This is a genomic window from Nocardia sp. NPDC056564 (assembly GCF_042793755.1).
Lineage (GTDB): Bacteria > Actinomycetota > Actinomycetes > Mycobacteriales > Mycobacteriaceae > Nocardia.
In genome coordinates this window covers 648023-662464 of record NZ_JBHTUR010000002.1, presented here as the reverse complement: position 1 = coordinate 662464, position 14442 = coordinate 648023, and the positions used below count along the sequence as shown (strand labels likewise).

The following is a 14442-nucleotide window of genomic DNA, read 5'->3' as shown; positions in this document are numbered from 1 at the left end:
AACATCGTTAAGTGGTTTAACATTGTCAAGGAGAGCGTCATGGAGACCACCGAGGTTGTCATCGCAGGTGGCGGGCCTACCGGGCTGATGCTGGCCGCTGAACTGCGGCTCGCCGGAGTCGACGTTGTGCTGCTCGACGGACTGCCTGCGCGCACCGGCGAATCGCGCGCGGGCGGCATCCACGCCCGCACCATGGAGATCTTCGACCAGCGTGGACTACTCGACGATCTGCTAGCGCAGGGGCGAGCGCTACCCGGCGGGCATTTCGGTGCGTTGCACCTGGATTTCGGTGACTTCCACACTCGATACCCGTTCATGCTGGCCGTGCTGCAGTCGGTGGTCGAGCGCGAACTCGACCGGCGCGCAACCGAATTGGGTGCGCCAGTGCGATGGGGATCGCCGGTGACCGGGTTCCGGCAGGACGCGGCGGGGATCGACGTCGAGGTCGGCGGACCGGACCGGACCCACACGATTCGCGCCGCCTACCTGGTGGGGTGCGACGGCGGGCGCAGTGCGGTGCGCAAACTCGCCGGCATCGCCTTCCCCGGAACCGAGGCGACCGCGACCGGGATGCTGGCCGACGTCGAACTGGCCACTCCGCCGGAGACCCAGTTCTTCGGCCGGCGGCGTGGCGCCGGCGACTACTCGGTCGTGCAGTTCGAACCCGGCTGGTATCGACTGGTCGTACAGCGGCACGACCTGGTCATGCCGCGCGGATCGACGCTGACGTTCGAGGAGTTCCGGGCCAACTACGCCGAGATCGCGGGCACCGATTTCGGCATGCACAGCCCGCGCTGGGTGACGCACTACGGGGACGCGGCGCGGCAGGCCGAGCACTACCGGAACGGCCGGGTGTTTCTCGCCGGAGACGCCGCGCACATCCACTACCCCGCGGGCGGGCAGGGGCAGAATCTGTCCGTGCAGGACGCGGTCAATCTCGGCTGGAAGTTGGCAATCGCCTTGCGCACCAATTCATCCGAGGTGCTCGATACCTACGAGTCCGAACGGCATCCGGTCGGTACGCGGGTGCTGAACAACACGCGAGCGCAGACAGCGTTGCAGCGACCCGGTGCGCACATGGAGGCGCTGCGCGAGGTCATGGGCGATCTGATCGAGATGGACGCGGTGCGGCGGCGACTCGGGCTGATGATCACCGGTCTGGATATCCGCTATGACACCAAGGGCGATCACCCGCTGGCCGGACGGCGGGTGCCCGACGGAGATCTCAGCACCGACGAGGGCGACACCCGGGTCTTCGAACTGCTTCGACTGGCCCATCCGATTCTGTTGCGCCTCAACGGAAACCAAGTTCCGTTGCCCAGCGGATGGCAGGACCGCATCGATGTGATCGACGCCCGCAGCCGCGACGACCACTGGGCCGTGCCCGCCGTAGGCGACATCGCGGTCCCCGCCGCCATCCTCATCCGCCCCGACGGTTACACCGCCTGGGTCACCGACGAGCCCGGCGACGAAGGCCTGACCGAGGCACTGACCACCTGGTTCGGCCCGGCATCCTGACCTGACTCACCGATGTCGGGTTGGTGGCGTCCTCGGGCGAGCATGCGGCGGAGGTTGTCCGCGGCCGTCGCCCACCGATGTGGAGCTCGCGCGGCTGCTGGTGATGTTGCAGCAACAGCTGCGGATTGGGACGACCGTCAGCATTGGACACGGTCGCGACGCGAACTCGGTCGCTGCGGCGCAGGCTTTTGCTTCGGCGTGGCGCGAGCGTGGGCACCGCGTGTCGGCGGTGGTGGACCGGCGGGAGGACACGGCCTCGTGACTGCGGCGGGCGCGGCGGCGCACGGCCGGGGAGCCCGACGCGTGGGTGATCGCCGACCCCGAAGTCCTGGACGGACCGCAGGGCGCGACCGGCGAGGGTGGGAGCTGGGCAATGTCCGGCAACGAGGTAGTCCTCGGCGCCGGCCGGCTATCCGGTCTGGTCGACGATCGTCGCCACGGCGGCATTCTTCTGCACCGACTCGATGCCGTTCTTGGCCGCGGCCTTGCTCTCATACGCCTGGCTCGCGGCGATGACCTCACCGTTCGGCGCTTTGAGCCGCCACCGGGTCTTCGCGGCCTTGTCCGTGTACAGCTCGAATTTCGCGGCCATCACTAACCTCGTCCTTCGTTCGACCGGATAACACCTGTCGCGATAGGAGTAACCCGTTCTGGCGCGGCTCAATCGTGCGGCGATCGATCAGCAACATCGGCCGGGCCGGACGGTCAGGTGCTGCCGACCGCCTCGTGTCCCCTCGATTCCTCGGCGTGGGTGGCGCCGATCCAGTGCAGCAGGTCGTGGATCGTGTCGTCGGCGAGGCGATAGCGGACGATGCGGCCGTGCTTCGAGCTGGCCACCCACCCCTGATGCCGGAGCAGGCGCAGCGCGTGCGAGACGGCGGTCCCGGACATGCCGACCGCCGCCGCGAGGTCGCTGACGCTGATGTCGGGCGCGTGGTGCAGGCACACCAGAAGCCGGAGCCGGTTGGCGTCGGAGAGCAGTTCGAACCGACCGGCCCAGTGCTCGATGCCGCCGATGTCCAAACCCGACGCGGCCCGGCCTGCGTGATCGGGATCCAGCGGAATGCTCACTGCCACACGTCCACTCTGCCGTTCCCGGGCGATAACGACCAGCCCTTGCCGATATCAGAACATCTGTTCAACTGATCAGGTATCGCGCGTATCGTCTTCAGGAGTGAGCAGCAGCACCACCCAGGCCATGCACATGAGCGACGGCATCGTGAACGCGCCGACCTCGTTGATCTTCGCGGTGATCGCGGTCGCGGGCCTGGGGTTCGCGGGCTGGCGGGCGCGCGCCGAACTGGACGAGCGGGCCGCGCCGATGGCCGGACTGGTGGCCGCGTTCATCTTCGCGGTGCAGATGGTGAACTTTCCGATCATGCCGGGGGTGAGCGGGCACCTGCTGGGCGGTGCGCTCGCCGCGATCCTGGTCGGGCCGTATGTCGGCGCGTTGTGCGTGGCGATCGTGCTTGTCGTGCAGGCGCTTCTGTTCGCCGACGGCGGGTTGACCGCGCTGGGGACGAACATCACCAACATGTCGTTGATCGGCGTGACCATCGGCTACACGGTCGCTCGCCTTGTCCTGCCGGTGCTTTCGCGGCGACGGGCCGACGCGGGGATCGGGATCGTCGGATTCGTCGCCGCCTTCGTCGGGACTGTCGGCGCCGCACTCGGTTTCGTGATCGAGTACGCGATCGGCGGCGCGGCGGGTTCGACGGTCGGCGCGGTCGCGGGGTACATGCTGGTCACGCACGCGTTGATCGGTGTCGGCGAAGGGATCATCACCGCGATCACGCTCATCGCCGTGGTCAATGCGCGCCCGGATCTCGTCTATCTACTGCGGGTCACCGGTCAGCGCCGGACGGCCGCGGCACCGCTGCGCCCCAGATTGTCGATGACCGGGTTCTTGTTCGCCTTCGCCGCGGTGGCCGTGCTCGTCGCGGGACTGCTGTCGTACGTGGCGAGTTCGCAGCCGGACGGGCTCGACGCCACCACGCAGCGCGGCTGCACGACGGTTCAGGTGGACGGCGCCGAACAGCTCGCGGGCGATTGCATCGCCAAGAACGCCACGGAGCACCACCTCGCGAAATCGCCGCTGGCCGGGTACACCATCGACGGCGACGACACACTCACCGGCGTGGCAGGCGTTCTGGGGGTGGCCGCCGCGTTCGCGGTGCTGTTCGCGGTGGTGAACCTGATCCGAACGGGACGGCGCAAGCAGTCGGAGACGACCTAAGTGACCGTGACCACCCACCGGCTGTATCTGCCGGGAAACTCACCGGCGCATCGGGTTCCGGCCGAGGTGAAGATCGTCTGCGCGGTGCTCGCGGTCGGCGCCGTCGTGGCGACGCCGCGAGAGTTGTTCTGGCCGTTCGCCGGTTACGCGCTCGGGTTGGTCGCACTGTGGCGGTGGGCGGGCATTCCGCTGCGCTGGATCGGGCCGCGGCTGCTCATCGAGCTGCCGTTTGTGGTGCTGGCGGTGCTGCTGCCGTTCGCGGCGGGCGCGCCGCGGACAACGATTCTCGGGCTGTCGCTGTCGACCACCGGGCTGTATGCGGCATGGGGCATTGTCGCGAAAGGGACGATCGGCGTGGGGGTTTCGTTGACCTTGGCGGCCACGACCAGCGTGCGCGAGCTGCCGGGCGGACTGACCAGACTGCGGGTTCCCGGCCTGATCGTCACGATTGTCGTGCTGATGCTGCGTTACGTGGACGTGCTGCTGGAGGAGGCGGCGCGGATGCGGCTGGCGCGGATCTCCCGTGGCGACGATCCGCGAACGCTGCGCCAGGTGGGCGCGACCGCGCGGGGAGCGGGCGCGCTGTTCCTGCGTTCCTACGAGCGCGGCGAGCGAGTTCATCTGGCGATGCTGTCGCGCGGGTTCGACGGCGCCGTACCGGATTTCGGCACGCTGCCCGCGACCCGTAAACAATGGTTGCTCGGCTGCGTACCCGCTGCCGCCGCCCTCGGCGTCTGCCTGACCGCATGGGTGCTCCGATGACCGATCTCGCCACGCCCGCGGTACGTTTGGTGGATCTGACCTTCGCCTACCCCGACGGAACCGGCGCGCTGCACGGCGTCGATCTCGACATCCACCCCGGTGAACGCGTCGCCGTCCTCGGTCCCAACGGCGCCGGGAAGTCCACCCTCATGCTGCATTTGAACGGGGTGCTCACCGCGGCATCCGGCGAGGTGCACATCGGCGGAACCCGGTTGGACCGCAGTACCGTTCGCGCCATCCGGCAACGGGTCGGCCTCGTCTTCCAAGACCCTGACGACCAGCTGTTCATGCCGACCGTCGAGCAGGACGTCGCCTTCGGACCGGCCAATTTCGGTGTCCGCGGCGATCGGCTCGCCGAGCACGTCCGCGCCGCGCTCGCCGCGGTCGGCATGTCCGACCGGGCCGACCGGTCCCCCACTCAACTGTCCGTCGGCGAACGCCGCCGCGCCGCGCTGGCCACCGTCCTGGCCTGCCGCCCAGAGGTACTCGTCCTGGACGAGCCGGCCGCCAACCTCGACCCGGTGGCGCGCCGCGAACTCGCCGACGTCCTGACCGCCCTTCCGACCACGATCCTGATGGTCACCCACGATCTGCCCTACGCCCAGCGCATCTGCGGCCGGGTCGTGATCCTCGACGCGGGCCGCATCGTCGCCGACGGGCCGACCGGTGAAATCCTGGACGACACAGCGCTTCTCGCCGAACACCGGTTGAGCTGACCGCGAGCGATCGGTCCTCCGGGCCGTCGATTACGTTGACCGCATGAGTGATATCCAGATCTCCACCGCACTCCAGGCCACGGCCGAGCTCGCGCACGAGCTGAACGCGCTGGTCCGCCAGCTGTCGAAGACGGCCGCGCCGCTCACCGTCGAAGCGCTCGCCGACCTCATCGAATCCGACTCCGCGACACTGCTGATCGCCGAATCCGACGCGGGCGTCGTCGGCACGCTCACGCTGATCACCTATGCCATTCCGACCGGCATCCGCGCCCGAATCGAAGACGTGGTCGTCGACGAATCCGCCCGCGGCAAGGGCGTCGCGCTCGAACTCACCAACACCGCGGTCGAACTCGCGCGCAAGGCCGGTGCGCGCACGGTCGATCTGACGTCGCGACCGTCGCGCGAGGCGGCGAACCGTCTCTACCAGCGAGCGGGATTCACGCCCCGCGACTCCCTCACCTACCGGCTGCCCCTCGGATGAGCAGAGGTCGCGCGGGCCGTGGCCGGCCGCACGCCACCTCGTCCTCGAAACGGCTTGCGGTCAGGACAGTTTCAGCGAACGCCCGATGATTTCCTTCATGATCTCGGTGGTGCCGCCGTAGATCGTCTGGACGCGAGCGTCCATGTACGCCTTGGCGATCGGGTATTCCTTCATGTAGCCGTAGCCGCCGTGCAGCTGGAGGCAGCGATCGATGAGCTCGACCTGCTCCTCGGTGCTCCACCACTTGGCCATGGCGGCGTCCTCGACGGAGAGCTTGCCGCGGTTGAGGTCCTCGATGAAGCGGTCGACCAGGACGCGGACGGCGGTGGTCTTGGTGGCGAGTTCGGCGAGCACGAAGCGGGTGTTCTGGAAGGTGCCGATCGGCTTGCCGAACGCCTTGCGGTCGCGCACGTACTGGACCGTCATGTCCAGGCATGCCTCCATGGCCGCGGCGGCCATCACGGCGATGGACAGGCGCTCCTGCGGGAGGTTCTGCATCAGGTGGATGAAGCCCGATCCCTCCTGGCCGAGCAGGTTGGCGGCGGGCACCCGGACGTCGGTGAAGCTGAGTTCGGCGGTGTCCTGCGCCTTGAGGCCGAGCTTGTCCAGGTTGCGGCCGCGCTCGAAGCCGGGCATGCCGCGCTCGACGACGAGCAGGCTGAAGCCCATCGCACCCTTGTCGGGGTCGGTCTGCGCGACCACGATGACGATGTCGGAGTTGATGCCGTTGGTGATGAAGGTCTTGGAGCCGTTGAGCACCCAGTCGTCACCGTCGCGGACCGCGCGGGTCTTGATGCCCTGGAGGTCGGAGCCGGTGCCGGGCTCGGTCATGGCGATCGCGGTGATGATCTCGCCGGAACAGAAGCCGGGCAGCCAGCGCCGCTTCTGCTCCTCGTTGGCCAGCTCGGACAGGTACGGGGCGATCACATCGTTGTGCAGGGCGAACCCGAGTCCGGAGTACTGGCCGCGCACCGATTCCTCGGCCACGATCGCGTTGTAGCGGAAGTCCTTGACCCCGCCGCCGCCATACTCCTCCGGCATGGCCATACCGAGGAAGCCCTGCTTGCCCGCCTCCAGCCAGACCTCGCGGTCGACAATTCCCTGCTCTTCCCACTTCGCGTGGTTCGGCGCGACGTGCTGATCGAGAAACTTGCGGAACGACTCCCGGAACAGATCATGCTCGGGTTCGAACAGTGTGCGCTCCACACCAACCTCCTAGTGACCACACCGGCCGGTCCACACCGACCCGTCGTTGTCTCATACGGTACCCGGAATGAGAATCGCAGTTCACTTCTGGGGCGTAATCGTCTGCTAACCAGGCCCTGCGGCGGGTCGGGCGGAAGAAGACCGAGATTCTCGACAAACCGTTGCGGAGCCTGCCGTGTCCTCGACCACACAATTCCGACGCCGTGTTAACCCGCTGTCCAACTTTTGGTGAACATCAGCGTGCGACCGTTGGGCCATGGCGGCGACCCTCATCGCGACGGCTCCGACCGGTTCCGTTGCCCCCTCCCCCAGTCCGACAGCTCTGCCACCGGCGCGTCCGGCGGAACGCGCCGGGCTGGCCGTGCTGTTGCTCGGAACCGCGATCGCGTACCTGTGGCACATCACGGTGAACGGCATGGGCAACAACTTCTACGCGGGAGCGGCCTGGGCGGGGTCACGGGACTGGAAGGCGTTGCTGTTCGGGTCGCTGGATCCGAGCAACTTCATCACGGTGGACAAGCCGCCGGTCTCGCAGTGGGTGATGGGGCTGTCCGGGCAGCTGTTCGGGTTCAGCAGTGCGAGCATGCTGGTTCCGCAGGCGTTGATGGCGGTGGGGGCGGTGGGGTTGACGTATGCGGCGGTGACGCGCGCGACGCTCAGCCGGGGGGCCGGATTGCTGGCCGGGCTGGTGCTGGCGGTAACTCCGGTGGTGGCGTTGATGTTTCGGTTCAACAATCCGGATGCGGTGCTGGTGTTGCTGATGACGGCGGGGGCCTACTGCACGATCCGGGCGTTGGAGCGGGCGAATGGGCGCTGGCTGATGCTGGCGGGGGTGGCGCTGGGGTTCGCGTTCCTGGCGAAGTTGCTCGAAGGGTTGATGGTGTTGCCCGCGCTGGGGGTCGCCTATCTGATCGTTGCGCCGACTTCTCTGCGGAATCGGTTGTGGCACTTGGCCGGTGCGGCCGCTGCGCTGGTTGTGTCGGCGGGTTGGTATGTGCTGCTGACCATTCTGTGGCCGGAGTCGTCGCGGCCGTATCTGGCGGGGTCGGCGGATAACTCGTTCATGGATTCGGTGTTGGGGTACAACGGGTTCGGCCGGTTCCTCGGTAACACGCCGGCGACTGGTCAGATCGCGCTGCCGGACGGGTATCAGACACCGCCGGGATTGTTGCAGAGTTTCAACGATTTCGGTTCGCCGGGGCTCGGCCGATTGTTCGCCGGGGAGAGCGGGTTCGAGATCTCGTGGTTGATTCCGGCGGCTCTGGTGGCGTTCGCGGTGGTGTTGGTGTCGCGATGGGGTGCGCCGCGAACAGACCTGATACGCGGCGCGGCAATGGTTTTCGGGCTGTGGTTGATCACCATGGGTGGGGCGTTCAGTGCGATGAAGGCGATCGAGCATTCCTATTACACGCTGACCCTCGCGCCCGCCGCGGCCGGGATGGTCGCGGTGGGTGTGCACGAGCTGTGGCGGCGACGGGACGAGCTGTTCGGCAAGCTCGGGGCCGCCGCGTTGATCCTGAGCATGGGGTTGTGGGCTTTGGTTGTGCTGCACCGTAATTCGGACTGGCTGCCGTGGCTGCGCTGGACCGTCGCGGCGGTGGCGGTGGCCGCGGCGCTCGGCGTCCTGGTGACCGCGATCCCGGTTCCTGACGGGTGGCGGGCCGCGCGGACCAGGGCGACCGCGATTCTGCTGGTCGTCGGAGTGCTCGCCGGGCTCGGCGGATCGACGGCCTATGCGGCGGCCACGCTGCCGCAGGCGCATACCGGGCGCAGTCCCGTCGTCGGACCGGCCAAGCCCGTCGAAACCGGCATCGCCGCCCTGATCCATCGCCAGACCCAGAACTTCGCCGACGGCGGCGCCTTCACCAACCCGCAGCTCGTCACCATGCTGATGAGCAGCACCACCAGATGGTCTGCCGCGGTGGATCGCGGCTCGATCGCCGCCGCCCTCGAATTAGCCAGCCGCACACCGGTAATCGCCATCGGCGGGTTCGCGGCCGAAGACCCGGCACCAACGTTAGAGGAGTTCCAGCACATCGTGGCCGATCATGAGTTGACCTACTACCTGGTCCAGGAGATGCAACTCCCCGCCTCCTGGAAGGTCGGCGGCCGGCCCGCCGCGACCACCCCCGAAAAGCCCTGGCAGGTAACCGGAAAACCCGACATCGCCACCTGGGTCAGCCACCACTACACCGCCACCCACATCGGCAACATCGCCGTCTACGACCTCACCCCCCACCCCAACTAGCCCACTTCTCGCCGAGGGGTCAGCGGCGGAGGCGGTCGCGGAGGCGACCGGCGAGGGTGCGGCCGGGGTCGTGGGCGCGTTCGCTGAAGAGGAATTTCAGTTCCTCCTCCAGGGCCTTGCGGACTACTTCGCTCAATTCCTTTGCGGCCGTGGTGATGTCGTCAGTGTCGCGCCAGGGGGCCGGGTCGATGGGGGTGCCGGCGGAGAAGTAGAAGCGCTCGGGGCGGGGGAGGACGGTGGGGCCGAGGCCGCGGAGCAGCGGGGGTGTCAGTTCGGGGTTCATGCCGAGGGCCTGGACGGTCCAGCGCAGCGGGCGCAGCAGCGGGTGGTCGCCGTCGATCACGATGTCGTACGCGTCGTCGACGCCGATCATCGCGACCGGCACGATCGGCGCGCCCGCCGCGATCGCCATCCGCGCGAAACCGGTGCGACCCTCCCACTTGAGCAGGTACTTCTCGTTCTTGCGGCGCACCGCCTCCCGCCCGCCGCCGGGGAACACGATGACCGCCTCGCCGCGCTTCAGCAGGGCAAGGCAGTTACCGCGGGTGCCGCGGACCGCACCGTAGCGATGCAGGAAGTGCCGCACCCCGGGGACCGCGATCAGCACGTTCTCGGCGAGTCCGCGAATCAGCCTGCCGCGCCGGCGCAGCACCTCGGGCAGCAACAGCGGTGCGTCGATCCCGCCCATCAGGTTGTGGTTGCCGACGAGCAGCACGGGCCCCTCGGTCGGGATGTTGTCCAGCCCGTAGAACCGCGGACTCGTCCACGCCCGCAGCGGCGACAGCAGCGTCTCGATTACCCGAAGATCGCTGTCGGTCAGCGAAACCGCCAGCGGAGCCCCATCGCTGAGCGCGGGCGGGTCGAGCAACAGCGCACCGGACGCCGTGTCTGCGGAATCGGCCGAACCCGAACGGTCGTGCGACATACATCCCTCCTGATGTCGCCCCGAAGAATACCGTAACGAAATCCACTGTGCCGCATCAGATGTGAGCGCCAACACAGTCCGCCCGGTCTGCTATCGCCTCCCCGATCTTCCCCTACCCAAAAACCACCCCTCAACCAGCCTCATCCCATGCTTCCCCTGGCCCACAAATTTGCTGGCAATTTCACGCACTCCCCCACAACCCTTGCGCGCAGCGTGACTCATTCGCGTCAACCAAGGCAGCGCGACACAGATCACACCACCGTTCCCGCACCGCCCTATACCTCAATGGGCAAGCAAGCGCCCCGAACCGATCCAGCGCCGCCCGACTCGAGCACCGAAAGAGCGCAACGACCAGCCCCCACTTCCATCAAACACCTAACCGCTGACTAGAAACCAGACACCACCTGTCACACACCCCGCAACCTCCCGAACGAATCCCTCGCCCCCACCCCCGGATCAAGATCCACCCAACTCCCGCCCACCCACCCCGCCCAGCCACCGAGCGGGACCTAACGGCGACACAGCGCAAGTAACCCCTCAACCAAGTCCCACTCGACCCCCCACAAACTGATCGAACGGGACCTGACAACGGCAAAGTACGAGCACGCCCTCTACCGGGTCCCGTTCGACGACAGCAAGCACACCGAACGGGACACAGCTGCGACAAAGTGCGAGTACGCACTCAGCCAGGCCTCACCCGGCGACAGCGAAATGATCGCCCGGGACCTGGCAGCGGCAAAGCCCGAGTAATCCCTCAACCAGATCCCGTCGACGACAGCAAGCACACCGAACGGGACATAGCCGCGACAAAGTGCGAGTACGCGATCAACCAAGTCCCCCGCGACGACAGCAAACTCATCGAACGGGACCTAGCAGCGGCAAAGTACGAGTAAGCGCTCGACCATGTCCCGCACGGTGGCACATAGAACGCCGAGCGGGGCCCGGGCTGCGGCGGAGTATGAATCCGCACTCAGCCAAGTCCCTCGAAACTCTCCCGCTACTCGACGCCCACGCGCGTTCGGCAACAGTCACATACCACCCATCTCCGCACGCCCGAAGGCCGACCCGCGCCCACCACTACACACGACTGATCAACCGTGGGACCCCACAGCGCCGACCGCGTGTGACACCTTGGCCAACTCGCACCTGACGACAGCGAACCGACCGAGCGGGACCTAGCCTCGGCAAAACACGGGCGGGTAAGCCCTCTACCCGGTCCCGCCCGACAACAGCAAGCACACCAAACGGGACATAGCTGCGACAAAGTGCGAGTACGCACTCAGCCAGGCCCCGCCCGGCGACAGCGGACTGATTGGGCGGGACCTGGCAGCGGCAAAGTACGAGTACGCGCTCGACCATGTCCCGCACGGTCGCACATAGAACGCCGAGCGGGGCCAAGTCGCACCTGACGACAGCGAACTCATCGAACGGGACCTGGCAGCGGCAAAGTACGAGTACGCCCTCAACCAGATCCCGTCCGACGACAGCAAGTTCGCCGAACGGGACACGGCTGCGACAAAGTGCGAGTACGCACTCAGCCAAGTCCCACGCGACGTCCGCGAACACATCGAACGGGTCGTAGCCACAGCAAGCATGGACAGGCCCCCAAACCTGGTTCCGCTCAACGACAGCAAGTTCGCCGAACGGGACATGGGTGAGACAAAGTGCGAGTGCCCACTCAGCCAGGCCCCACGCGACAACAGCAAACTCATCGAACGGGACCTAGCAGCGGCAAAGTGCGAGTAAGCGCTCGACCATGTCCCGCACTGTGGCACATAGAACGCCGAGCGGGGCCTGACTGCGGCGGAGTATGAATCCGCACTCAGCCAAACACCTTCTCCCGCTCCACGACGCCTCGCGCGCGTTCGGCAACAGTCGCTTGCTGCTCACTTCCGCACGTACCAAGGGCGACTACCCACGACTGGTCAACCGTGGGATCCCTCGGCGCCGAACCGCGTGTGCCACCCTGACCAAGTCGCACCTGACGACAGCGAACTTATCGAGCGGGACCTGGCAGCGGGGAAGCCCGGGTAAGCCCTCCACCTGGTCCCGTCCGACGACAGCAAGCACACCGAACGGGACATAGCTGCGACAAAGTGCGAGTACGCGCTCAACCAAGTCCCACGCGACGGCCGTGAACACATCGAACGGGACGTAGCCACAGCAAACCTGGCCAGCCCCCCAACCTGGCACCGCTCAACGACAGCAAGCACGCCGAAGGGACATGGCTGCGACAAAGTGCGAGTACGCGCTCAACCAGGTCCCACTCGACGACAGCAAACTCACCGAACGAGACCTAGCAACGGCAAAGCACGGGTAAGGCCTCTAACTGGTCCCGTCCGACGACAGCAAGCACACCGAACGGGACATAGCTGCGACAAAGTGCGAGTACGCGCTCAACCAGGTCCCACTCGACGACAGCGAACTCATCGAACGGGACCTAGCAGCGGCAAAGTACGGGTAAGGCCTCTACGTGGTCCCGTTCGATGACAGCAAGCACACCGGACGGGACGTGGCTGCGACAAAGTGCGAGTGTGCGCTCAGCCAGGTCCCGTTTGACGCGAGAGTCTCGTTGGGTGGGACCTGGCTGGGTGTAGGGGCGGTTGCGGCCCCAGAGGCGATAGGGCTGGGGGAGTTGGTCCGGGTTGAAGGTGGGTGTTGCGTCGGCCGGAGCCTGTCGGGCTCGGTGAGCGTGGCTTCGTCCGGGCTTGGGGGTTGGGTTTGGGACCGGTTAGGTCAGGGGTGGGGGTGGCCGTTGGATTCGGGGGTGGGAGGGCCGCCGGCGTGGGCGTATTCGGAGAGGGCGGCGGCGAGGGAGTGGGGGACTCGGGCGTGGACTCGGGTGCCGCCCTCCTCGTGGGTGGAGTCGATGATGCGGCCGTCGGCGTGGATTCGGGCGAGGAGGTCGCCTCGGCTGTAGGGCAGCAGGATGCTGATCTCGGCGTCCAGGCCGCCGAGCACCTCGGCGAGGCGTTCGCGCAACGCGTCGATGCCGAGACCGGCGCGCACGGAGACGTAGGCCGCGTCGGGGAGCTGGCCGCGCAGGCGGGTGAGGGCCATCGGATCGAGGGCGTCGATCTTGTTGACCACCAGCAGTTCCGGCGGCGCGGAGGTGCCCTGTTCCTTGATCACGTCGGTGATCACCTCGCGGACCGCCTTGATCTGCTCGGCGGGCAGCGCGTCGGAACCGTCGACCACGTGCAGCAGCAGGTCGGCGCCGGTGACCTCCTCCAGCGTCGACCGGAAGGCCTCGACCAGCTGGGTCGGCAGGTGCCGGACGAAACCGACGGTGTCGGTGAACACGACCTCGCGACCGTCGTCGAGATCGGCGCGACGGGTGGTCGGGTCCAAGGTGGCGAACAGCGCGTCCTGCACCAGGAGTCCGGCGCCGGTGAGCGCGTTCATCAGGCTGGACTTGCCCGCGTTGGTGTAGCCGACGATCGCGACCGACGGGATGCCACTGGAGCTGCGGCGGGCCCGCATGGTGTCGCGCGCGGTCTTCATCTCGCGGATCTCGCGGCGCAGCTTGGCCATCCGCTCGCGGATGCGGCGACGATCGGTTTCGATCTTCGTCTCACCGGGACCACGCAGGCCCACGCCGCCGTTGCTGCCGGCCCGGCCACCGGCCTGCCGGGACATGGACTCACCCCAGCCGCGCAGTCGCGGCAGCATGTATTCCATCTGCGCGAGCGCGACCTGCGCCTTGCCCTCGCGGGAGGTGGCGTGCTGGGCGAAGATGTCGAGGATCAGCGCGGTCCGGTCGATCACCTTGACCTTGACCACCTTCTCCAGCGCGGTCAGCTGCGCGGGGGTGAGCTCACCGTCGCAGATGACGGTGTCGGCGCCGGTTTCGAGCACCACGGCCCGCAGCTCCTCGGCCTTGCCGGAACCGATGTAGGTGGCCGGGTCCGGCTTGTCGCGGCGCTGGATCAGCCCTTCGAGCACCTCGGAACCGGCGGTCTCGGCGAGCGCGGCCAGCTCGGTCATGCTCGCGTCGGCCTGCGCGGCGCTGCCCGTGGTCCAGACGCCGACCAGCACGACCCGTTCCAGGCGCAGCTGCCGGTACTCGACCTCGGTGATGTCGGTGAGTTCGGTGGACAGTCCGGCGACGCGCCGCAGCGAGCTGCGTTCGTCGAGCTGCATCTCGCCGACCGTCGGTTCGGCGGACGTCCAGCCACCGGAGCGCTTCATCCGCGCGGCGTGCTCGGCGACGACATCACCGGTTACGGCGTCGTCGGCCCCAGCGCCGTCAGCGGCGGCGTCGAGCTGGATGTCGTCATCGGCCGTCTCGGTGAAGTCGTCGGCCGGAGTGAATTCGTATGTCTTGGATTTCGTCATCAAACCTCATCG

The 14442-nt window shown here is 67.4% G+C and carries 11 protein-coding genes and 1 pseudogene; 7 read left to right on the top strand and 5 right to left on the bottom strand.

The annotated features are described in order from the left end of the window. Positions 1-39 precede the first annotated feature (39 nt). The gene (locus ACFQ9K_RS07195; protein WP_378719126.1) at positions 40-1518 is read left to right on the top strand and encodes an FAD-dependent monooxygenase; all 1479 of its coding nucleotides are present in this window, start codon (positions 40-42) and stop codon (positions 1516-1518) included. Between the two features lie 409 nt (positions 1519-1927). Here the strand turns inward: ACFQ9K_RS07195 and ACFQ9K_RS07190 are convergent, their stop codons facing one another. Together ACFQ9K_RS07190 and ACFQ9K_RS07185 are read right to left on the bottom strand one after the other, a co-directional pair. After that, complete coding sequence (locus tag ACFQ9K_RS07190) at positions 1928-2110, bottom strand: YegP family protein (protein WP_378719124.1); 183 nt, start codon at positions 2108-2110, stop codon at positions 1928-1930. 113 nt (positions 2111-2223) lie between these two features. Further along, on the bottom strand, positions 2224-2595 hold the full coding sequence (locus ACFQ9K_RS07185; protein ID WP_378719122.1) for an ArsR/SmtB family transcription factor: 372 nt from the start codon (positions 2593-2595) through the stop codon (positions 2224-2226). Between the two features lie 121 nt (positions 2596-2716). On the opposite strand from ACFQ9K_RS07185, the pseudogene ACFQ9K_RS07180 reads away from it, so the two are divergent. The 5 genes and pseudogenes from ACFQ9K_RS07180 to ACFQ9K_RS07160 form a co-directional block, all read left to right on the top strand. After that, positions 2717-3385: pseudogene (locus tag ACFQ9K_RS07180) on the top strand (energy-coupling factor ABC transporter permease); the annotation flags it as partial. 27 nt (positions 3386-3412) lie between these two features. Further along, positions 3413-3754, top strand: coding sequence for a PDGLE domain-containing protein (locus ACFQ9K_RS07175; protein WP_378719169.1), 342 nt, complete (start codon positions 3413-3415; stop codon positions 3752-3754). Next, positions 3755-4516 carry a cobalt ECF transporter T component CbiQ gene (cbiQ, locus tag ACFQ9K_RS07170; protein ID WP_378719121.1) on the top strand — a complete coding sequence of 254 codons (762 nt, stop codon included), beginning with the start codon at positions 3755-3757 and terminating at the stop codon, positions 4514-4516. Continuing rightward, positions 4501-5232 carry an energy-coupling factor ABC transporter ATP-binding protein gene (locus ACFQ9K_RS07165; RefSeq protein WP_378719119.1) on the top strand — a complete coding sequence of 244 codons (732 nt, stop codon included), beginning with the start codon at positions 4501-4503 and terminating at the stop codon, positions 5230-5232. The genes cbiQ and ACFQ9K_RS07165 overlap by 16 nt, the downstream gene beginning before the upstream one ends. Before the next feature lie 43 nt (positions 5233-5275). Next, complete coding sequence (locus tag ACFQ9K_RS07160; RefSeq protein ID WP_378719117.1) at positions 5276-5713, top strand: GNAT family N-acetyltransferase; 438 nt, start codon at positions 5276-5278, stop codon at positions 5711-5713. Positions 5714-5773: 60 nt separating this feature from the next. Here ACFQ9K_RS07160 and ACFQ9K_RS07155 read toward each other — a convergent pair whose 3' ends face one another. After that, on the bottom strand, positions 5774-6919 hold the full coding sequence (locus tag ACFQ9K_RS07155; RefSeq protein WP_378719115.1) for an acyl-CoA dehydrogenase family protein: 1146 nt from the start codon (positions 6917-6919) through the stop codon (positions 5774-5776). Positions 6920-7175: 256 nt separating this feature from the next. Between ACFQ9K_RS07155 and ACFQ9K_RS07150 the strand changes: the two genes are divergently transcribed. After that, positions 7176-9167: an ArnT family glycosyltransferase gene (locus ACFQ9K_RS07150; RefSeq protein WP_378719113.1), complete on the top strand. Its 1992-nt coding sequence runs from the start codon at positions 7176-7178 to the stop codon at positions 9165-9167. A 19-nt stretch (positions 9168-9186) separates the two neighbouring features. Here ACFQ9K_RS07150 and ACFQ9K_RS07145 read toward each other — a convergent pair whose 3' ends face one another. Together ACFQ9K_RS07145 and hflX are read right to left on the bottom strand one after the other, a co-directional pair. After that, positions 9187-10092 carry a lysophospholipid acyltransferase family protein gene (locus ACFQ9K_RS07145; protein WP_378719112.1) on the bottom strand — a complete coding sequence of 302 codons (906 nt, stop codon included), beginning with the start codon at positions 10090-10092 and terminating at the stop codon, positions 9187-9189. 2736 nt (positions 10093-12828) lie between these two features. Next, positions 12829-14283, bottom strand: coding sequence for a GTPase HflX (gene hflX, locus ACFQ9K_RS07140; RefSeq protein WP_378719167.1), 1455 nt, complete (start codon positions 14281-14283; stop codon positions 12829-12831). Positions 14284-14442: the final 159 nt, after the last annotated feature.